The sequence below is a fragment of the Parablautia muri genome (assembly GCF_009917485.1).
Taxonomy (GTDB): Bacteria; Bacillota; Clostridia; order Lachnospirales; family Lachnospiraceae; genus Suilimivivens; species Suilimivivens muri.
This window is the reverse complement of record NZ_QZDT01000006.1, coordinates 138,528-165,010: the sequence shown is the minus strand read 5'-3', so window position 1 is coordinate 165,010 and position 26,483 is coordinate 138,528. Positions and strand designations below refer to the sequence as shown.

Annotated in this window: 24 protein-coding genes; all 24 read left to right on the top strand. The window is 32.8% G+C overall.

The features are described from left to right. Window positions 1–96 precede the first annotated feature (96 nt). The 24 genes from D5281_RS06320 to D5281_RS06210 all read left to right on the top strand — a co-directional run bounded on the left by D5281_RS06320 (window position 97) and on the right by D5281_RS06210 (window position 26,010). Window positions 97–387, top strand: coding sequence for a hypothetical protein (locus tag D5281_RS06320; RefSeq protein ID WP_160559314.1), 291 nt, complete (start codon window positions 97–99; stop codon window positions 385–387). Continuing rightward, a complete protein-coding gene (locus D5281_RS06315) occupies window positions 368–952 on the top strand; it encodes a hypothetical protein (RefSeq protein WP_160559313.1) in 585 nt (194 codons plus the stop codon). The genes D5281_RS06320 and D5281_RS06315 overlap by 20 nt, the downstream gene beginning before the upstream one ends. A 181-nt stretch (window positions 953–1,133) precedes the next feature. Further along, window positions 1,134–1,886, top strand: a complete 753-nt coding sequence (locus tag D5281_RS06310; RefSeq protein ID WP_160559312.1) for a hypothetical protein — start codon at window positions 1,134–1,136, stop codon at window positions 1,884–1,886. Between the two features lie 521 nt (window positions 1,887–2,407). After that, the gene (locus tag D5281_RS06305) at window positions 2,408–3,295 is read left to right on the top strand and encodes a hypothetical protein (protein WP_160559311.1); all 888 of its coding nucleotides are present in this window, start codon (window positions 2,408–2,410) and stop codon (window positions 3,293–3,295) included. Between the two features lie 213 nt (window positions 3,296–3,508). Continuing rightward, the gene (locus D5281_RS06300) at window positions 3,509–5,287 is read left to right on the top strand and encodes an N-6 DNA methylase (RefSeq protein WP_160559310.1); all 1,779 of its coding nucleotides are present in this window, start codon (window positions 3,509–3,511) and stop codon (window positions 5,285–5,287) included. An 855-nt stretch (window positions 5,288–6,142) separates the two neighbouring features. Further along, window positions 6,143–6,760 carry a hypothetical protein gene (locus D5281_RS06295; protein WP_160559309.1) on the top strand — a complete coding sequence of 206 codons (618 nt, stop codon included), beginning with the start codon at window positions 6,143–6,145 and terminating at the stop codon, window positions 6,758–6,760. 6 nt (window positions 6,761–6,766) lie between these two features. Beyond that, window positions 6,767–7,270 carry a hypothetical protein gene (locus tag D5281_RS06290; protein WP_160559308.1) on the top strand — a complete coding sequence of 168 codons (504 nt, stop codon included), beginning with the start codon at window positions 6,767–6,769 and terminating at the stop codon, window positions 7,268–7,270. Continuing rightward, a complete protein-coding gene (locus D5281_RS06285; protein WP_160559307.1) occupies window positions 7,263–7,550 on the top strand; it encodes a hypothetical protein in 288 nt (95 codons plus the stop codon). Before D5281_RS06290 ends, D5281_RS06285 begins: the two co-directional genes overlap by 8 nt. Then, entirely contained in the window at window positions 7,543–8,607 is a 1,065-nt protein-coding gene (locus tag D5281_RS06280; RefSeq protein WP_160559305.1) for an FtsZ/tubulin family protein, read from the top strand. Before D5281_RS06285 ends, D5281_RS06280 begins: the two co-directional genes overlap by 8 nt. Window positions 8,608–8,620: 13 nt before the next feature. After that, window positions 8,621–9,574, top strand: coding sequence for a hypothetical protein (locus D5281_RS06275; RefSeq protein WP_160559304.1), 954 nt, complete (start codon window positions 8,621–8,623; stop codon window positions 9,572–9,574). 184 nt (window positions 9,575–9,758) lie between these two features. Beyond that, window positions 9,759–10,109, top strand: a complete 351-nt coding sequence (locus D5281_RS06270) for a hypothetical protein (RefSeq protein WP_160559303.1) — start codon at window positions 9,759–9,761, stop codon at window positions 10,107–10,109. A gap of 103 nt (window positions 10,110–10,212) precedes the next feature. Further along, entirely contained in the window at window positions 10,213–10,641 is a 429-nt protein-coding gene (locus tag D5281_RS27155; protein ID WP_160559301.1) for a cold-shock protein, read from the top strand. A 38-nt stretch (window positions 10,642–10,679) separates the two neighbouring features. After that, the gene (locus D5281_RS06260) at window positions 10,680–11,072 is read left to right on the top strand and encodes a hypothetical protein (RefSeq protein ID WP_160559299.1); all 393 of its coding nucleotides are present in this window, start codon (window positions 10,680–10,682) and stop codon (window positions 11,070–11,072) included. Between the two features lie 78 nt (window positions 11,073–11,150). Continuing rightward, window positions 11,151–11,492, top strand: coding sequence for a hypothetical protein (locus tag D5281_RS06255; protein ID WP_160559297.1), 342 nt, complete (start codon window positions 11,151–11,153; stop codon window positions 11,490–11,492). Continuing rightward, window positions 11,493–11,684: a DUF5659 domain-containing protein gene (locus tag D5281_RS26895; protein ID WP_334296608.1), complete on the top strand. Its 192-nt coding sequence runs from the start codon at window positions 11,493–11,495 to the stop codon at window positions 11,682–11,684. Window positions 11,685–11,700: 16 nt separating this feature from the next. Next, complete coding sequence (locus tag D5281_RS06250) at window positions 11,701–13,668, top strand: hypothetical protein (RefSeq protein ID WP_160559295.1); 1,968 nt, start codon at window positions 11,701–11,703, stop codon at window positions 13,666–13,668. 372 nt (window positions 13,669–14,040) lie between these two features. After that, window positions 14,041–14,223, top strand: a complete 183-nt coding sequence (locus D5281_RS06245) for a hypothetical protein (protein WP_160559293.1) — start codon at window positions 14,041–14,043, stop codon at window positions 14,221–14,223. A 120-nt stretch (window positions 14,224–14,343) separates the two neighbouring features. Further along, complete coding sequence (gene clpX, locus D5281_RS06240; RefSeq protein WP_160559291.1) at window positions 14,344–15,573, top strand: ATP-dependent Clp protease ATP-binding subunit ClpX; 1,230 nt, start codon at window positions 14,344–14,346, stop codon at window positions 15,571–15,573. Window positions 15,574–15,575: 2 nt separating this feature from the next. Continuing rightward, entirely contained in the window at window positions 15,576–17,999 is a 2,424-nt protein-coding gene (locus D5281_RS06235; protein ID WP_160559290.1) for a hypothetical protein, read from the top strand. A 63-nt stretch (window positions 18,000–18,062) separates the two neighbouring features. After that, entirely contained in the window at window positions 18,063–18,767 is a 705-nt protein-coding gene (locus D5281_RS06230; protein ID WP_160559289.1) for a hypothetical protein, read from the top strand. A 129-nt stretch (window positions 18,768–18,896) separates the two neighbouring features. Beyond that, window positions 18,897–22,310, top strand: a complete 3,414-nt coding sequence (locus D5281_RS06225) for a hypothetical protein (protein ID WP_160559288.1) — start codon at window positions 18,897–18,899, stop codon at window positions 22,308–22,310. A gap of 161 nt (window positions 22,311–22,471) precedes the next feature. Then, window positions 22,472–22,651, top strand: coding sequence for a helix-turn-helix domain-containing protein (locus tag D5281_RS06220; RefSeq protein WP_160559287.1), 180 nt, complete (start codon window positions 22,472–22,474; stop codon window positions 22,649–22,651). A 161-nt stretch (window positions 22,652–22,812) separates the two neighbouring features. Then, window positions 22,813–23,256, top strand: a complete 444-nt coding sequence (locus D5281_RS06215; RefSeq protein ID WP_160559286.1) for a hypothetical protein — start codon at window positions 22,813–22,815, stop codon at window positions 23,254–23,256. A gap of 18 nt (window positions 23,257–23,274) precedes the next feature. Next, window positions 23,275–26,010, top strand: a complete 2,736-nt coding sequence (locus D5281_RS06210) for a phage tail tape measure protein (RefSeq protein ID WP_160559285.1) — start codon at window positions 23,275–23,277, stop codon at window positions 26,008–26,010. Window positions 26,011–26,483 lie beyond the last annotated feature (473 nt).

Sequence of the window (26,483 nt, the reverse complement as noted above, 5' to 3'; positions counted from 1 at the left end):
TTGTAATAAATATAAACCGAGATCAAGGGTAAGATATAGGAACCAGAAAAAAGAAAAGTTAGAGAAAATGCGGAAAGAAGAGAGGTATTAATAGCCATGTTAAAACGAAAGAAACGAAGTTTATTCAGAAATGATTTCTTTGGAATCAAAGATAAACTGTTCATGTGGCGAATTACCAATAGTATAAAGAAACGGAATCATTGGATGGGGAAACTGTTAGAGAGTTTACTTAATATAACTATGAGCATCAGTATTCCGATAACGGAAGATGAAGCTGTTAAATTGGAGAAGGTATATGAATCATATCAGAATTTATCAAGAGAGATTGAAAATGATATGAAACGGATGCATGAGAAGATTTGTTGTTATGGAAAGGAAGGAGTATAAGGAAATGGACGTACATAATTTTCAGTTAAGTAGCGTATTTCAGCAGAACGCAAAGGAATATGTTACAAGACCAGTAAAGGCTATGAAATATCAGCCTGGGCTTGAAAACAGTTGGATGGTATATTTTGAAGGTAATCCATCTAATAAAGGGAAGTCAAGTCATTTTGGAGTTAAATTCTTTCCTACAAAGGATAATGCACAAAGTTTTATAGATGCTGATGAAAAGCAATATGCTATTGTAAACGGTGTGCGTGTAGAAATGAAAGTAAAGTGTGATGAACCATTGCCAGTATTATATAGGGAAGAAATGGACATAGAAAAGAATGAAGGTGTGTTGTTCCAGTTTGGGGATAAAGCCTTTATATCTGATGAATCGGAAAAGTATGAGTTTTACATATTGGATAGTAACTGGTGTGATTGTGATACATGGATAATTCAGGATATGGACGGTAATATTCGTGTATGGGATCGTACAATGATGGATGAATTATTCTTTTTCGGTAGGGAAGCAGAATGTGTGTATGAGAAGACCGATAAAGGGGAATATCTGCAAGTTGCGGTGTGAGTGTGGATGATCTGTATATTGAATAAAACGCCAATTAGGAAAATTCAGTAGCAATATTGAGTGTTCCATGATATAATTTATGTAGATCATAGGAGTGATTGCCTATTGATTGATTTTGTTGTTGGGAAAAGCTGTGTCAGTGATGGCATGGCTTTTCTGTTATGAAGATAGGGGTATTTATATGGAGAAATTAGAGAATATAGTAAACAATTATTATAATGATTTTCAGAAGTATATGCCAATAAAAAATATGGAAAGTTATGTGTTGGATATTAAACCAATGAACGAAATGAAATATGTAATGGCAGAAACCATAAAAAAAGACAGTATACGTTATTTGTTTTTGAATGAGGGGTTTGCTGCTGATTTATTGGTAAGTAAGATAATAGAACGTTGGAAGATAGGAATCTTATATCATGAATTTACACATATTGCAGATGATATGATTTTAGAAAGAAATGCCGTACCTCTAAGCAAAAAATATATTTATAGATCATATATTGAGTATCATGCTGAATTTATTAAAACACTGTATATGCTTGGTATATATCCGTTTCCATATAATAAAACAAAAATATCATATATGGATAAAATTGATTCGCAGTATAATAATGTAAGTGTATATGATTATCTCATAAAATTAAAAACTGGATATATCAAAGATATTGATGTTAATAAAATGAGTGACAGAGACTCTTTTATATCATATTATGATATGTTAAGTTATTATTTAGGAGCGGCAAGCGTATATAGGCTTTTTTGTGGTTATAATATTAATGAAATCATTGATATTTCAGAATTTGTAAAGAAATTAGGCAAGAGCGCAGAGCAATTAAAGGATGTTTTACTAGATTCTATTACGATAAATTTTGATGAAAAAGCGGCTATTAAATCCGCTGAACTGTATATTCCTTTGATTCAGCCATTCTTATAATTAATAGTATGTTCGGTGATTGCTATATGTAAAACTATAAGGATGCTTAAAATGACGGGAAATCAAGGCTTTTTATAAAATTAGCATTTGGGAAAGATAATTTATTTGAAATAGATACATAAATATTCGTGAAGTTCGGTAGAGCAGTAAATTTAATATCGTTCCAGTAATAAGGAATCTGCTATTTTCTTGTGGGAATATTGAGGAAATGGCAGATTTTATTTTGATATATAACCTACTAATGCGATAGGAATAATGTAGTATATATTGTGTTCGGCGGGTTTTTCGGTGTGAATGTTGGGAAAACAGGGGATTTTTATAAAGGGAGTTGTGAGAGATAGGATTAAGGGGTGGAATTATTTAAAATGCTGAAATGATAGGAATTTTAAGGCGTTACAGATAAGTTATAGATAAAGTATTTTTATGTTCGGTGATGTTACAGATAGAATATAGATGAGAGATAGATAATATACACAACTTTTGCTATAATGCAATTATCATGCACAGAAAGAAGGATATATATGTTGCTGAATATATTAAATATAATAGAAAAATTTACACAATCTAAAAGTCTTAAAGAGTTACCTGATATGATTTTGACAGCATTACAAGAGGATGATATGAAAAAGATGGTATATGAAATATATAAAGAATATCAAGATTTTATGTGTATTACTGATATGCCCAAATATAAAATATATTTTAAAAGTAAGGGGAAAGGCTGTCTTTTACATTCATTAGATATGGCAGCAGAAGAATATGAACAGGGAACATATAATTTATATGTCTCTGATGTTGCTTATGATAGTAACATAAGAAAAGAAGTTTTATATCATGAATTTACCCACATATATGATAGAGAGTTTTTATATAATAAATATCGTTTTGGCAAAGAAGGGAAGTTGGCAGATATAAACACACATCCTTTTACAGAAATTCATGCAGAGCAAGTAAGGTTTCTTTATATGTTAGGATGCAAGAATATAAATGATAATCCCAAAGGAATAAATCATAATGCGGTTGTTTGGGATATAAATAGTAGATCGTTAGCATTTTATGACTATCTTAAAGATTCCAAAGATAGAATAGATAATGTATTTGTAAAAGGCGTTGATAAGATAAAACATCGGCACAAGAAAATTTCAAAAGCTATAATAGGAAATATGGTGGATCAATTACTATATTATATTGGAGCATTGAGTATTTATATAAGATATTGCAATTATAAAAATGATGAATTAATGGATTTGAGTAATGTTAATGCTTGCTGGCATGTTGAGATTGATAAAGTCATAGATTTATATTGCAATAATGATATAACGACTTTGCAAAAGATAGACATTGTTAAGACCAGCGAGATAATGATGTGTGATTTTGTACGATGTGCAGAGTCAATCGGAATATTATAAAAGGTAGATTAAATTATTAAGAGCCAATCCTTTTAATTTTGGATTGACTCTATTTTTATAGAAGAAATACAGTTTTTGTATAAGGACTTGAAAACATGATTTCATGGTGAAAATTGAAAGGTTTTTAATAACCTTGACATATCTTTTGGTATAAGGTATATTTGTATCTATAAAAGGTTTTGGATAACCTATTGAAAAAGGAGCGGTAAATATATGAATTTTAGATTTGAAATACAAGATATGCTTCGTTCTAAGGGGATTGGTAACTCGTTAGAAATTAATAAAGCAATCTTTGGAATTGCAACTATCGGGCTGCTTATTGGTAAGGAGAAATTAGATACTTTTATACATGATACACTTATAATGGAAGAACGAACATGTTTTATACAGGAAGTCTTTTCTGATATTTCAAAAGAAGAAGATAATAATATTGCAAGATTAGCTTTTATGCTCATTCCTAATACCTGGAGTGGTGAAATAATTACACGCATTACAGATATTATTCTGGAATTTGATTTAAAACATATTATATTGGACTTAAATATATGTGATTATACTATGGGAAAAGATTGCCCATTGTCTAGTGTATCTTGGATCAACGAACTTGTAATAGAAATATTAAAAATACATGGAGGAAAGACATTATATAATGTTGATTGCGGAACAGGTGATTTTATTTTAGAAGTGTTCAATAATTCTAATCTTGAAAGAGCAATAGGTCATACATACAGTGAAGAAAATTTTATAATTTCAAAGATTAAGGCATTTTTTTCTGTAAATAAATTTGATGTTGTGAAAAGTAATTTTTTTACACCAGCATTAGAGAATAATGAAAAGGTTGATATGATTTATAATTCATACCCTTTAATGCTTAAATACGAAAGAGAAGAAATCGCCTCTATGATCGATAGTTGGGATTTCCCAATTAGTTTTCCTTTTGATTTTGAAAAAAAATATTCTGCAAATTTATTATGGATATTAAATTCATTGCAATCTATAAAACTAGATGGCATAGTTATAGCTCTTATTCCAAATGGAGTATTGTTTAACAGTATAGACACAGATATACGAAAATATTTGGTTGAAAACAATTATATTAACACAATTATATCTTTACCTACTGGAATATTGCCATTTACAGGCGTAGCATCGTCTCTAATAATATTGAAAAAGAATAATAATCATCATCATAGTATTAAAATGATTGATGCTACAGAAATATCCTGTATTCAAAGAAGAGGGAAAATTTTTACTCAAGAGGATATTGCATATATTGTAGACCTTTACAAAAGCGAAGGGCATACAGAAAAATCATTTGATGTAACTCTTGATGAAATTGTAAAAAATGATTTTTATCTGGGAATTGGAAGGTATTACACATATTCGTTGATTAATCCTTGCACATTAGGTAATGTATCAAGAAATATTTTCCGTGGGTATCAAATTAATGCGAAAGAGTTAGATCAAATATCTATTGAAAATGAGGAAGAAGATTCAGAGTATAGAATAATTAATATTTCAGATATACGGGCTGAAGGATTTGTAAGTAGAGTATTGAAAGCAGTTAGAATTGAAGACACACGAAAATTTAATAAGTATTGTGTAAAAGATGGAGATATAATAATCACTGCAAAGAATACTACAATTAAATCCGCAATATATAGAAGTCATGGAAACTATAAAGCAATTCTTACAGGAAATTTGATTGCGATTCGTGTAAATGAAACAAAACTTAATCCATATTATCTAAAGGCTTTTCTTGATAGTCAACAGGGGGAAAGCGTAATAAAGAGTATCCAGACTGGAACATCAATTATTACATTGAATCCAAACAGCCTAAAGGAGATGAAAATTTCCTTATTAGATATGTCATTACAAGTTGAAATTGCAGAGGAATACATGAAAAACTTAAATATTATTGAAGATTTGCTTGATAGGTATAATGAAGCAATTGATTATTCGACTAAGATTTTTGATACAGTGACAAAATAGGTTATTGATAACTTTTTGCAAAATAGGTTATTGACAACCTAAAATGTATGTGCTAAGATGTATTCAAGTCAAGAAAATATAATACATAGACAGTTGAAAAGTAAACAAGTAGTTATATCTACTTGACAGAAAAATGAGTAGAGGGTACAATAAGAAACGAACAAATGTTCTACATTTTTGAAAATGATATATAAGTGAATGAGAATAAAAAGAAACCTCTAGCCAATGAAAGTGCTGGTAACACTTAAAAGCTAAAGGCTCCAATGGTATGTATTGTATGTCGATCTGGTAAATCAACACACATAATTATATGCAAAATTATCATACCACGGAGATTCTCTTACTGTCAACCGGCAATTCAGCCGTTGATATTCCCAAACACTATATATAAAAGAAACTATTAAAAGGACGGGCTATAAGTCTGCCGAAATACGGTGATTTTGTAATTATTTTTTCAATTTCATAGAAAATATTGAAAAACCTTATTATTTATAAATTGTAAGGAGTATTAAGTTCACCCTAAAAAGAGAATAAAATAGCAACAAAATTTTTTTATCATCAAATGACGAGAGGAAAGGAGAAATGAATATTGATGACAAAGTTTAGTTTAGCAATATTGAATGTGCTGAATGATAACGATGTAGAAACTCCATCAAAAGCATTATGCGTTAGTCAGATTCTATCGCTCATGGAAGAGAAGCAACGGAAATCGTACAGTACCGTATATCGCCATCTATGTAACATGGAACATCTTGGATATGTTAAATGTGGATTGGTTGATGGTTTAGCCAGTACATACTTTATTACAGATTCAGGTAAATCATTTTGTAAAGCACAAATTTAGGAGGATTTTTAATGAACAAAGAGAATGTAAAAGAATTTTTAGCGGCAATGGATAGTGATTGGAGAACAAGATATTCCTATATTACGAAAGATAAGGTTGTCGAGATGGATATCTTGGATGAATCTAAGGTGAAATCAAAGATTATATCAATTGCACATTTTGATCCGTGTCATATTGTACGTAGTGAAGCGGTTAAGACATGCAACTTATTAAAAATATTGTATAAGGGGCAGAAGGTTACTTTACGTAAGATGAGAACATTGAATAATACGTTGATTGCAGAAAAAATTAATATGACTGACATTGTTTTGGATGTATTTTTAAAGGCAGAAATACCATTCTTTCCAAGGAATAGAAAAATAAGTGGTAAAGAGTGGGATAGAGTATATGAACAATTCAAACTGAATTACCCTAAAGTGTATGATTTGTTAGATGGACACTTTACAGTTTCAGACACATATAAAAATCGAAAGCAAAAGAACAAGGTACAAATCGCAATAAAGTCAAATGATAGAAAGAAAATTAATAATTATGTCAAGGGAGTGATTGACTATATCCCTAGAAAACAGTTGATTAGTTTTTGTAAAAAACATGATATTGAAATCGAGGTAAAAGGGAAAGGGGAATAAATAAAATTGGCATACGGAAGAATTTATATTGATAATCTGCGAAAAAAGGTTACTGCCCTATTTGATGACCTTAGGGCAGATAACCGATTGGGTGAAGATAATTTTATAGAAGCATTTAAACGGAAATATCCACAAGATTATGCGTCTCTGGTATATGAATGGGAATTTAAGGTGCATGAGTTCAAGAAAAACCGAAAAGGGCAGCCAAAACCACACCCAATCAGACCAGATAAGATTTTGAGTAATATGTATCGGAATTATTACTTCAAACTGATAAAAAATCCAGGCATCAAAAAATCAAAAGAGCGATCCGTGAATCTGATTCAAGTAAAAGCTGGTAAATATGGCTATAAGATCAAGAAAAATGATTGCGGAAGATATAATGTCATAAATAAGAAGACAAAAGAAATTGAGTATGAAAATCTTACCTATGGTGAACTATCAAAAAGATTTTCTAAACAGGGCATTCAGGAAATTTTGGCAAGGAAGGAGAGTAAAAAGGATGGGTAATTCAGATATAAACCGTTTAGACCTAAATATTTTAATGATACTTGCCAAAGAAGAGGCAACGGATGAACTTAATGGAATGACTGTAAATGAAATAAATTCCTATTATGGAGAAGACAAGCCGCCTTTATCGGCAAGACCTAATTTGTGTAAGCGGATCAGAGGGTTATGTTCTTTGAAGTATATTGAAGAAGGAATTAAAGATGTAATCAGCAACACATATTTTATCACAGAAAGCGGTCTAAAGAGAATCAAATGGAATGGAGGAAAAAAGGATGAATAGTACGATTAACAAGAGTTTGGTAAATGATGTTGCGGTTGTTGGTGTCGGCGGTGCTGGTACAAACATAGCTTTCAATTTTGAAAAGTTAGGATATACCACTATCCATATCAATTCTAGTACACAGGATGAATCCGCTATCAGTGGTGCAAAAACCATCAGGCATTTAAAAGGCTTTAACGGATGCGCTGGTAATCGTCAGTTGGCAGAACAGGCGATTGCTAAAAATATGGATATTATTGACGAGATTAGCGCACTGAAGGAATCCATTATCTACATTATTTTTAGTTCGGCTGGTGGTACTGGATCGGGTGTGGCTCCTGCATTGGCTGAAATGCTTGCGGAGGAAACTGATAAAACAATCTGCTGTATTGTAGTATTGCCGGACAAGTCAGAAGACTATGATTTTCATGTGAACAGTTATAAGTGTTGTCAGGAACTTCTTAATATAGAAGGTTTGGGATCAGTAATGTTTCTTGATAACAATGCTGACAATAAGCAGAACATCAATTTCTATTGTGCAAATATGCTTCATGCGTTTCTGACAAATAATTCCGTATCAGAATATGGTAATGTGGACGAACAGGAGAAGCGTACCATGATTGCGACATCTGGCAATTTTGTGTTGTCGGTGCTTAAAGCGGACAAAGTAAGTGACGCAAGCGTTATTGAGAGACTTACAACGAAAAATATCTTTGCACCATTGCAGAAAGATAACCGATGTGAATATATCGGTATCATTAATGCGACTGGCAAGAAAATCAACAAAGCGGAAATCATTAACATTGTAGGTACTCCAATAAGGACTTTTGAAGGATTTGGAAGCACAAACGCAATTACTGTAATTGCTGGCTTATCCTATCCGTTTGACCATATCAACAGCATTAAGGATATTGCAAAACAGAAACATGATGAAAGAGAAAATGCTATCAAGGCGGCTCCTACAATGACATTAGATGATATTGATTTTGGAGAAAAAGTATCAAAGAATATTGAAACCGATAAGAAGGCTAATAAGAAACCGTCAAGAAGAGATAGACTGAAAGAATTACAGAGTTAAGGAAGGTGAAATTATGGATAAAAATAGAATCAAACTTATCTTTTCTGAAAAATATAATCAGTTTTACAAGCCTATAAGAGTTGATGAAGATGTGGGAACTATTTATATGCAGATTACTAAAAATCGGCATGATAAAGGCATGAAAAAGGATGAAATCATTCATATAGAGAGTAATCCTGAGTATGCCTATGTACCTATGTATGATGCAAATATCACGGCTGAACAGCATTTTATAAAGGTCATGAGTAGTAATTGTAGCGTGAATATCAAGCTAAACGAATTGAAACTTTTCAAAAGAAATATGTTAGCGGAATCAGAGAGTGCTATGCAAATTCTTAAAGAGTTGGCTGAAAGTGAATGTGATCCGCAAAAAGATAATTTTCTCAATAAGAAAAAAATCCATAATACGGCATTGGATATATACACCTCATTAAATCATAGAAAAATTGTCCGGGATAATAGAAGTACATATGATGGGCAGGTTATTCCAGATGATATAAAAAGGATTGCTATATCAAAACGGCTTTTTATTGAGCGTTCTGATGATTATTGTGGTAATCCCAAACATCCAACGAATATGAATGAAAAACTTGCGATTCAGGCGTTATATCCATGTGGATTTATTGTAAGGGATAGGGGAGGTATTGTTGTAGCTGGTGGAAAATATGAACTTTCTATGGAAGATGCTATCAGATTTGTAGAGAATTATCTTCCAACAGAAAAGGAAAAGCATTACACGAATTTATATCAAGTGCCAATGTCAATACGAAAGAAAAGGCAGCTTGCTATGTGTTATAAAACATTAGGAATGTATGGATTACATTATAAGAATGAGCATAATTATTTCTTTTGGGTACTTGATAAGCGTGGAAATGTTGTCGCTGGTGGTAAAAATGGCTTTGGATTCAAATGGTTGCTCAGTTATTGCAGAAAATTGAAGCATAAACCACTTCCAAAGAAAGAATAAATGTTACAGATAAGATATAGAGAAGTAATTAGTAGTTACAGATAGAATACAGACAAGATATAAAGAAGAAACAAATAATAAACAGAGAAAAATAATATAAATTCTTCTGAAATTATAGAGAGATTAGGGAGAAGTTTATTATTTATACAATGTAAACAATTTCAAACAACGGAGGTAGACAAGTATGAACGCAACAGAAGTAAGAAAAGTATCAATGAAGGAAATGGCACAGGCATTTGATGGTAAGTATGTCAATGTATCGTCTGTAGACCATTATGGCATCGCTATTGAGATGACCAGAGGCACAATCGAGTATGAAGACGATTTGAAGCCTGAATTGTGGCTTGTATCAAGGGATTCTGAAAACAATGTCACTGGATCAGTTACCTTTGATGAAGATGTCATTGAAGCTATCGAAGAATCTAACGGTACATACACAATCAGTTTCAGCGTTGGCATGGCTGATATTGATATTTCAGAGTATAAATCGTTGGAAGAACTACAGAAAGAGCATGACGAAAAACAGAAAGCATGATTTGAAGTAAGAGAAACGATGTAAAAAGAGAATAAATAATAGGTGGGCGGTGTAATGCCGTCTGCCTAAAGAAATATATCAAACGAAAAGGAGAAATTTAATTATGAGAAATGCAACAGTAAAATGGTTCAACGCACAAAAAGGCTATGGTTTTCTTACGGATTCTGAGACAAAGGAAGATGTATTCTGTCACTGCTCACAGCTTCAGATGGATGGCTTCAAGTCATTACATGAAGATGATATGGTTGAATACGAACTTGGAACGGGAGCCGGTAAGGACAGTAGAGAACAGGCGGTGAACGTCAAGCCGATTCTTACAATGAAAATGATTGAGGATTCTTTGAAAGAAGATAATCTTCATGTAAAGGAATATAGAAGTTCCAAAGACACGGCGGTTATGAACACTTTAGGACTTGATAAAGGTTATATGGTCGTAGATGAAAATGATGTAATTGTGGCTGGTGAGAACGGCATGACATTTCTTGATCTGGCAACCTACGCAAATTTTGAAATTGTGGAAAAATCAGCATAGTAAATGTAGAAGTAATAAATGTAGGCGGTATCATTAAAATGGTATTGCCTACAATATATGAGTTTAGAGGAAATAAATATAGAAGAGAGTGGAGAAAAAATATGCCGGTAGCAAGGAATATGAAAGAACTTGAAAAAATGGTGTTAGATCGGATGAAGAAAGAATTACCTAATGCAACGAAAGAATATTGCCATAAGTGGTATAACAACAATTCTGATATAAAAGAAATTGTATCAGAAACAGAATTTATACAGATGGCGAATGATGCAATGCAGATTTCTATGGAGAATGGCAAATTAAAAGCTCATATTGAGTTGTTTAAAGGTGAAAATATAAAGGAAGAGCATTTAGGACATATGAAAATATTATGGGAAGATTTTAAATCTGGATATTTGGACTATGTTACGAAAAAGATATTCAAACAGAAATAAAGTATTGCATAGGCTGTGAGAAATTATATGGGCGGTATATCCTCGGATATATCGTCTGTAAAAGGAGAAGATAAGATTATGAGACGAAGAACTACAACACAGAAATTACAACAGGCAATCACAAATAACCTGTTACATATCGTAAAAGCGGAGGTTTATTATAAAACTTCCAGAAAAACAGAAACCATAGATACTGATAAATTCAAAGACAGTTTGGATTTTCTTTGTGAATCTGATGTATTCGCTGATTTTGTGGATTGGCACTATGAAAGAAATATATCTGCAAAAGATGAATACATACTTGATTCAGGTGCAATGAATCCATATTCAGAAAATGTTGTGACTGTATATTTGCGTGTTGCTGATGGTATGAATGGAGAAGATATAGATAGAACATTATTATTTTTGGAGGAGGAATAAATTATAGTAATAGATAGAGAAAATAAGAAGAATTTTATTGTATACAATCAACGTATGGCAGGCTATTTAATGCAAAAAGGATTTGTCCTTATTGATATGCAACCAGATTTGAAAAAGACTGGTAGAAATGTATTCTTTTTCAAAGACACGCCACAATTAAAGTCGGCAATAGACGAATATATGAGCCGATAATAGGGAGGGTGTGCCAATGAAGAGAATCGAAATAAAGTATGACGATTTTGAAACATATTTACCACAATATAAATTTGATGAAAAGCAGATACAATTTTTCAAAGATACTTTTGAAATTATTACCCATAACAGAGATACAAATAAGGTGACTTGCTTTAGCCAAAGATGCGGCATAGGAAAATCTACATTTATTCATACATTTATGCACTGCTGCATAGGCGATTATCTATATGGAGGACGGCACGAACCTCAAGGATTAGTAGTCATTACTGATTCAATAAAGCGATTGGAGGAGCTGTCTAATAGTAGCAAGGACACTTTAGAAGCCAAAAAGTTTTGGGGTGAGATTTTTGAATCATGGGGAATAAAGGAACATTATAGAGAATTTGAAAATAGTGTAATTGTTCTAAAGTCTGATGAACCATTCAAAGAGCAGTTGATTAAGCAACATTACAGACCAATCGTTTTATTATCAACGCAAAGATACTTTATGTTGACGGACAGTGTAAGGGATCAGTTATTTTCATTTACATATAAAGGAAAGCCGATGAAAAGGGATATAGTCATTTTTGATGAATGCCCTCAATTTTCCGAAACTATCACGATAGATAGCGATAATCTAACCAGAATAGAATCAGCTTTATATAAAGGTTTGTCAGATGAAGTTGGTGATAAAGAATTTGTCATAAGAGAATTTAAAGCTTTTAAGGACAGATTACTTGATCAGATGGACGAAAAAGAGAAGTTGCTTAAAGATTCCAATGTAACTATCTACTGGAAGGATGAAAGATATTCCAGTATTACACCGAATGATACGCTATTGTTCAAAGTTTTGGCTGAAAATATGGAGCCATTGACAAAACAATATAACTGCATATTAAAAGATATGCTGTGTTTACAGGAAATTGCGAAAAATGGAGCAATTTTTAATTCAGTTAAAAAGAAGCATGGTAATTATGAGCGTTCTTTTGTAATGGTAAGAGATAATAAGGAATATTTCTATTTAGGAAAAGATAAGAAATTTTTTGTGTTTGATGCAACGGCAGACATTGATCCACGTTATGATTTAGATTATGTAGAAATTATAAGTGGAGAAAAATATAATAAGCCGTTAAATATGCTGATAACAAATGTGAAAATGTCTACAAGCAAAAATGTTTTATGCAAGGGAGGTAAAAAATCTAATATCTCAACCAATGTAATCATTACATATCTGAAGAATAAATTGAAATATGGTATCGGCAAACAAAGAGAAATATTGATTGTTGTATACAGTGATTTGATAAATAGATTCCAAAAAGAATTTAAGAATGTAGGGTATTTTGGGAATTTGAAAGGATTCAATGATTTTAAGGATTTATATAGGATGGCACACGTTGGAATGAACAGATTTCCGAATATGGCATATTATTTTACCTATTGTGGGTGTCATATGGAAGAATACCATAGGTTATCAGAGATGGGAGAAGATGAATCATTAGATTTTTTCACGTTGCTTAGTAAAAACCACAATAAAGAATATGAGTATATTATCAACAAAATAATGCTTAGATGTATGCTTGCTGATTTTGAACAGAATATATTCAGGTTAGCGATAAGGAACTATGAGAGTACAGATAATGTACATATATGGACTTTCTATAATACAGATGATTACTTATACAGTGAGTTATCGGCTATGATAGAAGATAGATATAAACCATATGGAGCATTGTTTGAATATGAAGATACACCAGAAGAATTGAAGATAGAAAAAGTTAAAGACAGAAAACCTCCAAATGGTAAGAAAATGACTAATGCACAAAAAATAATTAAATGGAGAGAGCAGTTGACAAAAGGAACAGAGTATAAAATACAGACGTTGTTAAAGGAAACTGGTTTAACTGATAAACAATTACAAAAAGCAAAGAGTAATAATGAAGTGCTTGCCAAAATTTTGGAATCAGACAAGACCGATAGAAAAGGATATTATAAGGTAAGCTGATTTTCACCCCGATCACTGTAGTCATTGAATTAAAAAATCCCCCCTTTTTCCTAATATATTATATTAGAGAATAGGGGAGAAAAATATAGAGATATATGATTTGTAAAATCAGTTAATCAGATTTTAGGGGGGTACCTAATATAATATATTAGAGAATCCCACCCAAAATTAATATTCATTCCATTAAAATCCCTTTTAAAAAATTAAATGACGGACGGATTAAAAGTTTGGCTTTCAGTAGTGAAGCCGTAGGCGAAACGGATGAAAGACATAACTTTTATATCTGTACGGACAAGCAGATTTGCCGTAGGCAAAGATGCGCTGTCAAGGGGGTGTGGGGATTCCCCACATATGGAGAAGGAGAAGATATAAATGGAACAAAACTTTATTAGGCATGGCGATGATTTTGTTGTTATAACAGGAAATGACCGTTGTACAAATGGTGATTGCCCATATATCAAATATGTAGGGGATTGCCCAGGTAATATTGAAAATTGCGAATATAGGCAACAAAGGAATGATGCGTTTATAAATTATACGTTTGATGGTATTTAATTTGATAGGAAGGTTATAGTCTACTGACAGTCTGGCAATCGCTGCAAGCAGCTCATGCCATTGTTCGCAATCAGAGATTGCTCACAAGTGTAGAATTTTTGGATAAGGAGAAATGAATGTATGGCAAATAAAAAACAGGAATTTTGTTTTATATGTGGTAAGACAAAATCAGAAGTAGATAGACTATTAAAAGGTCAATTTGGAGGATGTATTTGTAACGAATGTGTGAAAGAAGCCTATAAAGTATTAGATGAAGATGAAGAGGATGAAATCTCTGAAAATATGCAATTAGCAACTCCATCACAGATTAAAGCACATTTGGATCAGTATGTGATTGGTCAAGACGAAGCAAAGAGAACACTATCAGTTGCAGTTTATAATCACTATAAGAGGTTAAGACAGAACAAAAAATCAGATGTAGAGATTCAGAAATCCAATATCCTAATGATTGGTTCTACTGGTAGTGGAAAGACATATTTAGCACAGAGTTTGGCTAAATTTCTTGGAGTTCCCTTTGCTATTGCGGATGCCACCACACTCACGGAAGCTGGTTATGTTGGAGAGGACGTTGAAAATATTCTTTTGACATTACTACAAAACGCAGATTTTGACAACAAGTTAGCTGAAAAAGGAATTGTCTACATTGACGAAATAGATAAGCTATCACGAAAAAGTGATAATGTATCAACTACTCGTGATGTAGGCGGCGAAGGAGTTCAACAGGCATTGCTGAAGATTATAGAGGGTACTATATCAAGAGTTCCGTTGTCTGGTGGTAGAAAGCATCCGCAAGCTGAATGCGTAGATATTGATACAAGCAATATTCTGTTCATTTGTGGTGGTGCTTTTGATGGTTTGGAGAAAATTATAGAACAGAGAAATAATAAAGGTAAATCTATTGGATTTAATGCTGATATTGAAAAATCAAGTGGTCAAATTTTCCACTTGAATGATGTACAGCAAAAAGATTTAGTGAAATATGGTCTTATGCCTGAATTAATTGGTAGATTACCTGTCATTACAACATTGAATCCGCTATCTGAAGATGATCTTGTTAGAATCCTTACAGAGCCGAAAAACGCACTGACAAAACAGTATCAGGAATTACTTTCTATAGATGGCGTGAAGTTGGAATTTGAAGACGATGCACTGAAAAGGATTGCTGAATTAGCAATTAAGAAAGAAATCGGTGCAAGAGGATTGAGAAGCATCATTGAAAAGGCAATGCAGAATGTGATGTTCTCTATTCCTGATAGAGCAGATGCAAAAAAGGTAATTGTGACTTCTGGTGTTATTGAGGGTACAGAAGAAGCAGTTGTTTATGGTAATAAGAATAAAAAAATTGCGTGAGGATGGTGGATAGTATAAACAGGATAATATGTAAAACTTCAAAACTGGTAGATTATTTTACTGAGGATGGACTTATAAAACAGATCGGATTGACAAAAGAATATTGGAATAGAGTTATTATAAAAGAGATTGTTGACAATGCGCTTGATGCTATTGAGCCACTAAATAATAAAGAAGTCCATATTATACAAAGCGATTCTTCTCTTGGAATATATGATAATGGGAATGGTATTAGCTGTGAAATTATAAAAAGCATTTATGATTTTAATTTTTATGTAAGTCAGAATCGTATATATGTAACTGCATCAAGAGGGAAACAAGGTAACGGATTGAAAACAATCATAAGCATTTGTTTCTTGAAAAAGTATCGTTTATTATGGCATACCAATGAGGGAATTATACTTGAAGGAATTATTGATGCAGAAAAAGCGAAAAATGGGAAAATATGTGTTGATTTTAAGCAGATAGGTACTACAGAAAAAAAGGGGATAGAGATTTGCGGATACGAATTACATCAATCAGCATATTATAAGAATTATGTATATTTCTATACTGTATGCAATCCTGATGTAACATTCCATCTTGATTATTTGGGTATAGAATTTCACAATCCAGCAACAGCAGAATGCGTTGATAAATCACAAAACATTTCACTGGCATATTATGACTATGATACATTCAAGCAGTTTATCACGGATACCCAGGACGGAAATTCCACATATAAGAAATTTTTGGAGGAATATTTCGGTACAAGGATAAAAAATAAGAGTGGAATCAAGTCAAAAATAAAAGATATAGATTTTAATAGCCAGGAATTTATCAATGATTTTCTTATGCTGAAAGAGGATCAGCAGACTAAAAAATATACATTGCTCAAAAAGCAGCTTATAGGATTAGAAAATGTATTGAATACATCTATTGAGATGGAGGATAGTAATTCTCTTATAAGCAAAAGTGATATGGTTATCCCATGTATTGTAGAATTTTCTGTAAAGAAAGACACATTTAAAGGGGATACCAACAGAAAAGAAGCAGACATTGAGTGCTATATCAATAATTCCATTACTTACAATAATAGTTGGAGTATTGGGTTTGATGGCGGGTGGTATAAAATTGGAAATAAGACTGTATATGCAAGGGATTTAGATGATCTGTTAAAGGATATGTCTAATTTTTCCTTTGTATTTCATATTGTATCGCCATATTTGAAATTTACAGACGCAGGAAAGACACGCATAGATATTACAAGTTTTTTCAATGAATTGCTTGAAAAATTGAATAAAGCCATAGCGAAAGAAAACCGTCTATTTAGTTCTGATAATAAACGAACAAATAACAGGGCAGTTATGAGGGATTATGTGACGGATGCTTTTAATATGGCAAGTGATAATGGAAGGTATGCGATTACAGCCCGTCAGATATGGTATAAAATGCGTGAAATTTCGGGAATTGAAGAAAAGAAACATACCTATGCAGATTTTACGCAAGAGATTTTAACAGAATGGATTGACGATAATCCAGAGTATGAAGACAAGGTTAATTTTAGCGATAGGGGTAATTTCTTTGTTGACGGTTCACAGAATGGGTTAGGAACAGCAAATGTAAGAAACTTTATAAATACAATAGGAACGTCACAGAATATTTTCAAGTGTTACGGTGGGATTAGCAGTAATATCCATATTGAACCTGATTTTGACTTGATATATAAGTATGACAAGGTTTTATATATTGAAAAAACAGGATTTGACGCAATCTTTAAAGCTGAAAAGGTCGGAGAAAAATACAATATGATTATTGTATCTGGACAAGGATTCTCTACAAGAGCAGCTAAAACATTGTTATATAAATTTCAACAGATGGGATTAAAGCTGTATTGTCTACATGATCTGGATATATCAGGCATTTATATTTTAGATTCTTTTGGCACTCCCAATAAGAAGTTTAAAGAATGTATCAATATGGAGAATCTGGGTGTTACATTGGAAGATGTGGAGAAATACCATATTGAGCCTGAAAAAGTGGATATAAAGCAAGAGGACAAGAAAAAACTGAAAAATCTGTCATATGAATACAGAAGATTTTTTGATGCTGGTACATCTTATCGGCGTGTAGAGTTAAATGCTTTTACAACAGCAGAAATTCTTGAAATTTTAGAGAATAAGTTATCAGCAATAAATAATCTTCCTACTATCAATTTAGAAGAATCATTGAATGTAGACCATAAAGCGATCAGGGAAACGGCGTTTATGCGTATTATGGCAGAAAAATATAGGGAACAACTGGATAAGATTCATGTTCCTATTGATTTATCTGCTTATAAAGGTAAATATACGGTTGATATGGCGAAAGAAGAAATTCCAGATATTGAAGAACGCTTGATTGAAAAATATGAGAGAGAAATAGCACAAAAACTTAACATTTCTTAATCGAGTAGAACTTGTTAGGCAGAAATTACAAAATGTTAAATTTTCAAATGGAGAAATAATTATATGAACAATAAATTTACAGTGATTGAATCAACGGATGAAGATAAACTTCAAGAAATGGATCGTATCAATAAAATTGCAAAGTTAAATGAGATATGGGAACGGTATTTCTTTGATATGGTCATGAGATACACAGAAGAGTATGGAACTTTATATAAACTACCACAAGACAAACTGGCAAAAGTCGGATTTGCTGGCATAAAATATATCTGTTCATGCCGTGATGTTTCAAGAGAGAATTTTAAATTAGGCATAGACGAACCTAAGACATTGAAGCAGAATCAGTATCGTTTTCAGATGATAGACAGTATATTTGGTGTTTTGGGATGTCTGACATTGAGAAATTTCGTAATCACATTTCCTATAGATAAAACTTACGATGGTGCAAAGTGGGAATGTAAAGATTATTTTTCAACAATGGATGTTCTGTCTAAGATGGATTGGGACAAGCCAATAGGCAGAGATGAACTATCAGAATTGTTATGGGATTATGACAATGAAGAGTTGAGACATGCTTATATTGAATTTACTACTGCCATGAGTGCATTATATAGGGCGCAGACTGGTAAAGGCATAGCGGAAACATGGCTTGATGATTTGGGTATTCCTACATATACAGAGGATAAAGAAACAGGGATCATGATAAATAATCAGACAGGTGATATTATGAAACCTAAAAAGGTGAGCCATATTCAGATTGTGAAATAATTTTTGAACAGTGTGGAATATTGTGCATGATTTTTATTATCTATAAGGATGAGGCACATATATTTCACGCTTATATGGCTATGAAATGCGTATTTCAATAAGCGGTGAAAATAACAATAAATATCTATAATGTGGAGGTCGATTAAAATAGGAAACGTAAAAGCAGGAAGAGTAAGAATATATAAATTCAATTCCTTTAAGGCACTTACCAAAAAAGAAAATGATATTCGTAATGATAAGGATAAGGGCAATGACTATCTGCTAGAAGAAATAGCAAAAAATAAAGATATTAGAAGTATTGATAGAAAATATCTTTACTATAAAGATAAAGAGGGTAAAGAAAAGGAAAATGAGCGGTATCAAATAGCTGTATTTGAAGGGGATATAGTCAGACTTGCCTTAAAAGAGCGAAAAGAAGCAAAAGCAGATTATCAGTTATTGGATGAAATTGTCTATATGGAGGTTTTTCACAATGATATAATGTGGCAAATTATTAGAGATGGAATTTTGATAGCTGACAAAAGATATATACTGTATTCTGCTACCACAGGACAAGTTAGGAATACTACAGTAACATTATTAAGAAAAGATTTTTTTGATAACAATAAAGATGCTTTAATGGTGGGATTATCGGTAGAGTATATTAATGAGCAAGGCGGCATGAATGTTGGCAAATATCTAGCATATACAGCTTTACCATTATCATCAAGCGTATTGCCAGAAAAAGAGATTGATATTGACCGTTGTATGCTTGTAAAAGGATTGGAAACAAGCGTAAGAGGAATGGTTAAATATATTGATATTCAGCCAGATCAAAACGGACAACATTATGTGGCTGATACTCCAGACGGATTTATCGAGAAAGATATACCTATTGAACACACAGACGGAGCCGGAATGTTTCTTCCTGGAGAATTACCGTCAAGCTGTCAGATTAGGAGTGGATTTTTTAAAGGTGCAATGTTTCCTTTTGATTTTAGATTATTTGCAAATGAAGTAGCACATAATACAAAAATTCCTGATGCTTGGGAAGATGAAATTGACGTTGAGGAACAGGATATAAGATACATTTTTACTACAAGTCAGTTGAAAATGTGGAAAATGTATTCATCATGGGAAGAATATAAAAAGGCATTTCGTGAAAATAAGATAAAAATTTCAATTAATAGTTATGCCAATCCTGCCAAAGAAACTGTTACATTTGCATACCAGTATCTACAGACATTACCATATGGATGTGATATAAAAAGGCTATGTACGCCTGCAAAGAATGATTTAAAGAGACTTCACACAGATATTGAGTATGTAAAAAGTGAGATGGGATATGCAGATGATAGTGAGACAGAAATAAATGATGATACTGATAATGAAGATATAGAAGACAGTGAAAGTATAGATGATGTAATAGCAGTTACAGATGATATACAGACAAATAGCATTGAAACTACAGAGAAGCAAAGCTGTAATTCGATAATAGCTGAAGCATTAAATGTATATCCGCAACTTATTTATGATCCATACATAGAAAAGAAAATCAGGCAGTTGGTAAAATCAAGAAGGAGAAGTTATCGTGCTGGTAAAATTCCATTAAGCGGATATTACAGTTATGCAGCACCAGATATGTATGCTTTCTGTGAATACCTGTTTTGTGGTGAAAGCAATCCAGAAGGTCTTGTACCAAAGAACCATATTTATAATAAGTATTATGACGAAAAAGGGAATGTGGAGCATCTTATCTGTTTGAGAAGCCCACACTTATCAAGATATGAATATGGAAAAAGGAATCTGACCAAATCGGATGAATGTAGAGAGTGGTTTAAATACATGGAATCTGATACCGTTGTTTCGTGCCACGATTTATTATCAAAAACTCTGCAAATGGATTGGGATGGTGATGAAATCCTTGTAAGTGATGATGCGGAATTATGGGAATTAGCAAAAGATTTACCAGAGTATCCATTATATTATGTAATGCAACAGGCAGAACCACAACAGATTACAAATGAGGCGATATTTGATACACTTGTAAAGGGTTTTAATAATAATGTGATTGGTGATTCCAGTAATGCAATGACAAAATTATGGAACGCTCCAGATATTTCAGAGGATAACCCGTTACTCTATGATGATGCAATCAATGTATATTGTGCCTATTCAAATTATGCTATTGATTATCCAAAGACAGGAAAAAATCTTGCGTTAGGGGAATATGAAGAACTATATAATAAATTAGTTCCACCCAAAGAAGGTAAAGAAAGACTTGTAAAATCTGAAATTAAGCATCCTAACTTCTTTATAGAAGCAAAAGGAAAAAAGAGTAAAAATGTTGAGAAGCCAACAAAAAGCGTAATGGATCGGATAAAAAAATATATTGGTGAAGGTACAGGGCGGCTTGATTATACTTACTTTGATGATTCTAAACGTAATGAATTTGACTATCGTATGCTTATGAATAATGAGAAAAAAGAGAATGAAACCGCTAAATATGAAGTAAACAGATATGATAATCAGTATCAGAGATTATATCTTACTTTGAAAAGAAGAAAAGCGTCTAAAAAATATATATGTAGTGTTATTGACAAAGAAGAGCATATGAAAAATATGGATGCTACCGAAAGAGCGGGACGTTTTGAGACATTTCATTATCATTGCATACAAGAAATTAAAGAAATTTTCACTGATAAAAACGGATTTTTTAATGAAAATTTTGCAGTAAATTATTTGATTGATATGGAATATATGCAACACGAATTTATCACAAGCAGCAAAGATATTCTATGGAAATGTTTTGGACATATTATACTTGATAACTTACAGAAAAATGTCACTGGAAATATTGTTATCAAATTCAGACCACGCAAGGCATATAAAAAAGCTGTAAAAGGCGATGCAATATTGGACAAGAAAATTGCGGAAAAGATGGAGTGTCGGCATATTGACATTACTCAAAGTGATTTATCATTTATTACAAATTCTTTAGAACTATATAAAAATGGTAATCCACATAGTAATGATATGGAACTATTATATGTACTGTTTTGTATGTATAAAGAAGCAAAAGCAAGCAATAAGTTGAAGGATGGATATTTTGTAATAACAAAGAGAAAGCATATTACAAACTATGACGATAAAAGCAAAAAGAAGAAAAAGCGAAAAATCAAGTTCAATATGAATAAGATTATGGAAATAGCTGGAGCAAAGTCTTATGCAGGAAGTTTTGATAGATTTAGAGATACAAATGGAATAGAGATAATAGAAGATGAAGAAAAAGAGCAATATAAATTTAAAATTGATATTCCCAATGTTGAGGAACAATGCTTGTTTACAGTAAGGAATATATTTAATCCCCTGATTTATTTACAGGCATATCAACAGAATAAAGATATTTGTGTATGTAAAGTGTGTGGTAAGGATTTCATAAAAACATCCAACAATCAAAAAACTTGTGGAAAAGCATGTAGTGACTTATTGCAACGTCTTAATGTAGCGAAGAGAAATGAAAAGAATAGAAAAACGGAGATAAAAGAGCAAAAGGTAATTTAATATTTTTAAAATTTATGGAAAGCGTCTGAAATGCCTATAAATGCGGTGTTTGAGACGCTTGTATTTTATTTTTACAAAATTTATATAGGGAAAGAGATAAAGTAAAATCTTTAGAAAAATCAATTTTCCCCACTTACCATTAAGAAAAGGAGGTATTTGAGATGGATTTACAAGCAAAGGTAAAAGAACATCTAGCCGAAAATGGTATAAAGAAAAAGTATCTTGCATCTTTGATTGGTATTTATCCAACTCAATTATCGCAATGGCTGTCTGGACATTATACACTAACAAATATCCAGATAAAAAGAGTTGAAGATTTTTTGAGTGGTAAATCTCGATGATGTTATACTTTGTATTTATTGTTTTTCTAATTTTATGGTATAAAAACCCTTATAACAATACCATAAAAACAACTATGAGAGCAATGTGCAATATTACCAAATATCATCAATAAAAATCAGACAAAATTGACAAATACAGAGAAAGGAGTGTGACGCATGGTTTGATTAAGATTGATATTAGAAAGTTGCGGTTGCCGAATGGACGGACTTTTGAGCAACAGATGAAATATGAAGCCAAAAGATTCCTGAAAATCTTACAGGAAGAGATTGACGATTGGTATATGTCATATTCATCCGTAGTGTATCAAAGGACTTATGCAATGAGGGATTCCATATATGCGGAAGATGTTGTTGACATAGATACTTCTGGTATGCAACTTACAATAAAAATAAAACAAACAGATGCAGCCATGCACAAATCCCTATGGGGAGATAGTGAAGTAAACGCACTTCTTTTAATGAATGAAGGGTATCAGGTTAAAAGCGGATGGCATAAAGACATTCCCTATTTTGGCTACCGTGAAGGTGGTCATTTTCTGGAAAGAGCCGTTGAACGCTTTGAACAGGAAAACTACTTCAATATTAAAATTTATTTCGACTATTAAAAGGAGAACTACTTAAATATGGATACATCTAATAATCTATTTACATTAGGTTTAGACATATCTGCTACACAGGCGCAGATGGATAAACAATTAAAACAGATTGCCAAAGCATTATCTGACGGCAAATCTGTACAAGTGACAGGCGGTTTAAATTTAGAGCAGTCACAGAAACAAATTCAGTCGCAATTAAATATTATTGCAAAGAATTTGAAGGTAGGGGTGCAGATTGACGCTACTACAATTAAGCAACAGACAGATGCTATTAACAGGCAGTTATCTTCTGGGATCAATGCAACGGGTGTGAAGATTCCGTTTAAATTTGATTTGTCGGATGCAAACGCTGTAAAGCAGGAAATCAATAAAATTGTTGCAGAAATCACTAATAATCAAGGTAAATTAGTGAAATTCAAGATTAATGTTGATGACAACGGACAAGCTACAAGAGCGTTGCTTACATACAGAAATGAATTGAATGAGGTTACAAATGCCACATTAAAATTACAAAATGTAGGTAAGTGGTATGATTCAAATGGTGTTGAACATCATATTGTAAAATGGGCTGAAGGTCAGAAAACATTATCACAAAATATCGAGGCTACAGTAAAAGCCAATCAGAGACAAATTGAAAGTGACAATCAGGTGATCCGCAAGAAAGAAGAACTGATTGCACAAATGAAGTTATTAAATACGCAAGCTGAAAAAGCTGGTCTATCTCTTAATTCTGATAATCAAAACGCTTTCAAAGATTTATCTGTCAATGCTTCCACATTAGAAGATATTAAACAGTTAGAGAGTTATTTACGCTTGGCGAGAACAGAGTATCAGACTTTTAATGCTGAAATTTCTAAAGGTACTCATGCAAGTTCTTTGGAAACGATGAAGAACGCATTACAGAGTATGCCTAATGATATTGCATTATTAGAAGCACGTTTTAACTCTATCAAAATGCCGGAAAATGTAAGCATACAGATTGAACAGTTAAAAGCGGATTTACAGGCAATCAATAGTATTGCTGATCCAAATGAGAAGATTGCAAAATATAATGAAATGGTATCTTCTTTACAGAATTTACAGAAGCAGTATCAGATTACTTCACAGGAACAGAAGAATCTTAATGCTGACCAACAGGCAATGCAAGGTGCAGGCATATTAACAAATAGAATTATTACATGGATGAATGGTAATAGAGATGCCGCCGCACAGTATGATGCAGAGTTGAAGAAAATCATTATAGATTTGCAGAATTGTAATAATAAGACGGATTTAACTAAGCTACAACAGCAATTCAAGCAGATTCAAGTGCAGACACAAGCAACAAATTCAGCTTCACAAGGATTTTTCGGCAATTTAAAATCACAAGTGAAAAGTTCCATTGCTACAATGCTTAAATATCAGTTGGCATATATGATTATTCAGAAAACGATTCAAGCCATTAAATCAATGACTAAAGCGGTTTGTGAATTGGATGCAACTTTAACAGAATTTAACAAGGTTGCTGATTTGTCAACAGAGCAATTAGAAGAATTTGCGGATAAAGCGTTTGAAGTGGCTGATAAAATTGGACGTACTGGAAAAGACATGATAGAAGCCGCTACAGAATTTAAACGTGCCGGATATGATCTTGAGCAGAGTTTGGAAATGGGCAATGCAGCGTTGGTAATGACGAATGTTGCAGATGGAATTAACCAGACAAGCGATGCAGCAGGTACGCTTATCAGTGTGCTAAAAGGATTCAATATTTCGGATGCAGATATTATGAGCATTGTTGACAAAATGAACAGTGTATCGAACCAGTCACCAGTGGGATTTGATAATTTGGCTGATGGTTTGGAACGTGTTTCAGGAACAATGTCACAGGCTGGAAACAGCATAGATGAAACAATCGGTTTGCTTACAGGTGGTTTTGCCCAACTTCGGAATATGGAGAAGGTATCTACTGGACTTATCACCATCTCACAAAGGTTAAGAGCCGTTGATGAGGATGGAGAAGAAATAGATGGATTCAGTGCAGAATTAGAGGAAGCATTTGGTTCAATAGGTGTGGCTATTGAAGATACAAATGGAGAATTGAGAAGCACTTATGCCATTATGTCAGACTATGCGAAAGTATTCCCAGAACTTACAAGTGAGCAGAAACAGTATTTTGCAGAATTAGCTTCGGGGAAAAGACAAGTTAATGTTTTCAATGCGATTATTCAGCAAATGGCTGATGTAGATAAAGCGGTAGAACAATCTATTGACAGTGTTGGCGCAGCCGAAAGGGAAAATGAGATTTATCGTCAGAGCATACAGGGATTGAAAAATGAATTTGACAATCAGTTTCAGATGCTTGCAACAGAAGTGATTTCATCCGATTGGATTAAAGATTTAATCAGTGCTGGTACTGATCTTCTGGAAGTATTAGCGAATATTGTCAAGCAGGATGATTTAATAAGTGGAACAATAGGTATCATTACAGATGGAATAAAAGGTTTAGCGAGCATTATCAAAGATATTTCAGGCAATGACTTCATGGGTTCTCTAATAAAAGGATTCCTGACATATAAGACAGTAACAAAAGGGATTGATATATTCAACTTCTTCAAAGGAAAATCTGATAGTAAAAGAGCTATGGACGCATTTTTCCAGAGTGCATTAAATGGAACAATGCAAGTGAAGGATGGCTTTTTACAGATTGGAGAAGCTGAAAGACAGATATTTAATAATAAGACATCTTCAGGTTTTGGTAAACAAGTGTTATTACTTGTTTCGTAATGTATCTTAAAACGAAACAGAGTGGCGATTTAGTGAGACCCACCCCTCTAAGATCATATAATAATGCCATATGATTAACGGACGGGAGCGCAGCCACTATAAATAAGCGGAAACCTTTAATTGAAATAAATTATAAAAACCGAATATGCGGGGAAGATACTAAAAACAATACACCAAAGCGGAACTGGAAACGGTAGACGTAATGTGTGGGGAAAGCCCAGAAAAAACGTATTGTTTGGTACATGGTGAGAGCCTAAATGCCTGCCGTTGATTTTGTAATAGATAATGCCTAGATTTTGATCAATGGATAAATTATGGTATCAGTCTATAGGTAAGCTGTTGGATATTTGAATAGCTGAACGCAGGGGAGTTCCTAAGTCGTATATACGATAAAAATATGGCTATTGGATGTGCAGAAGTTGTATTACTGTCTATTGCTGACTTCCAAAAACAGAATAGATAAAAGGCGTAAT

Coding starts and splice junctions, on each gene's coding strand:
- D5281_RS06250 (WP_160559295.1), top strand. CDS start 11,701: ATGAAGAGAATCGAAATAAAGTATGACGATTTTGAAACATATTTACCA.
- D5281_RS06305 (WP_160559311.1), top strand. CDS start 2,408: ATGTTGCTGAATATATTAAATATAATAGAAAAATTTACACAATCTAAA.
- clpX (WP_160559291.1), top strand. CDS start 14,344: ATGGCAAATAAAAAACAGGAATTTTGTTTTATATGTGGTAAGACAAAA.
- D5281_RS27155 (WP_160559301.1), top strand. CDS start 10,213: ATGAGAAATGCAACAGTAAAATGGTTCAACGCACAAAAAGGCTATGGT.
- D5281_RS06280 (WP_160559305.1), top strand. CDS start 7,543: ATGAATAGTACGATTAACAAGAGTTTGGTAAATGATGTTGCGGTTGTT.
- D5281_RS06210 (WP_160559285.1), top strand. CDS start 23,275: ATGGATACATCTAATAATCTATTTACATTAGGTTTAGACATATCTGCT.
- D5281_RS06320 (WP_160559314.1), top strand. CDS start 97: ATGTTAAAACGAAAGAAACGAAGTTTATTCAGAAATGATTTCTTTGGA.
- D5281_RS06225 (WP_160559288.1), top strand. CDS start 18,897: ATGTGGAGGTCGATTAAAATAGGAAACGTAAAAGCAGGAAGAGTAAGA.
- D5281_RS06260 (WP_160559299.1), top strand. CDS start 10,680: ATGGTATTGCCTACAATATATGAGTTTAGAGGAAATAAATATAGAAGA.
- D5281_RS06230 (WP_160559289.1), top strand. CDS start 18,063: ATGAACAATAAATTTACAGTGATTGAATCAACGGATGAAGATAAACTT.
- D5281_RS06235 (WP_160559290.1), top strand. CDS start 15,576: ATGGTGGATAGTATAAACAGGATAATATGTAAAACTTCAAAACTGGTA.
- D5281_RS06245 (WP_160559293.1), top strand. CDS start 14,041: ATGGAACAAAACTTTATTAGGCATGGCGATGATTTTGTTGTTATAACA.
- D5281_RS06315 (WP_160559313.1), top strand. CDS start 368: ATGGAAAGGAAGGAGTATAAGGAAATGGACGTACATAATTTTCAGTTA.
- D5281_RS06285 (WP_160559307.1), top strand. CDS start 7,263: ATGGGTAATTCAGATATAAACCGTTTAGACCTAAATATTTTAATGATA.
- D5281_RS06270 (WP_160559303.1), top strand. CDS start 9,759: ATGAACGCAACAGAAGTAAGAAAAGTATCAATGAAGGAAATGGCACAG.
- D5281_RS06255 (WP_160559297.1), top strand. CDS start 11,151: ATGAGACGAAGAACTACAACACAGAAATTACAACAGGCAATCACAAAT.
- D5281_RS06275 (WP_160559304.1), top strand. CDS start 8,621: ATGGATAAAAATAGAATCAAACTTATCTTTTCTGAAAAATATAATCAG.
- D5281_RS06295 (WP_160559309.1), top strand. CDS start 6,143: ATGAACAAAGAGAATGTAAAAGAATTTTTAGCGGCAATGGATAGTGAT.
- D5281_RS06300 (WP_160559310.1), top strand. CDS start 3,509: ATGAATTTTAGATTTGAAATACAAGATATGCTTCGTTCTAAGGGGATT.
- D5281_RS06220 (WP_160559287.1), top strand. CDS start 22,472: ATGGATTTACAAGCAAAGGTAAAAGAACATCTAGCCGAAAATGGTATA.
- D5281_RS06310 (WP_160559312.1), top strand. CDS start 1,134: ATGGAGAAATTAGAGAATATAGTAAACAATTATTATAATGATTTTCAG.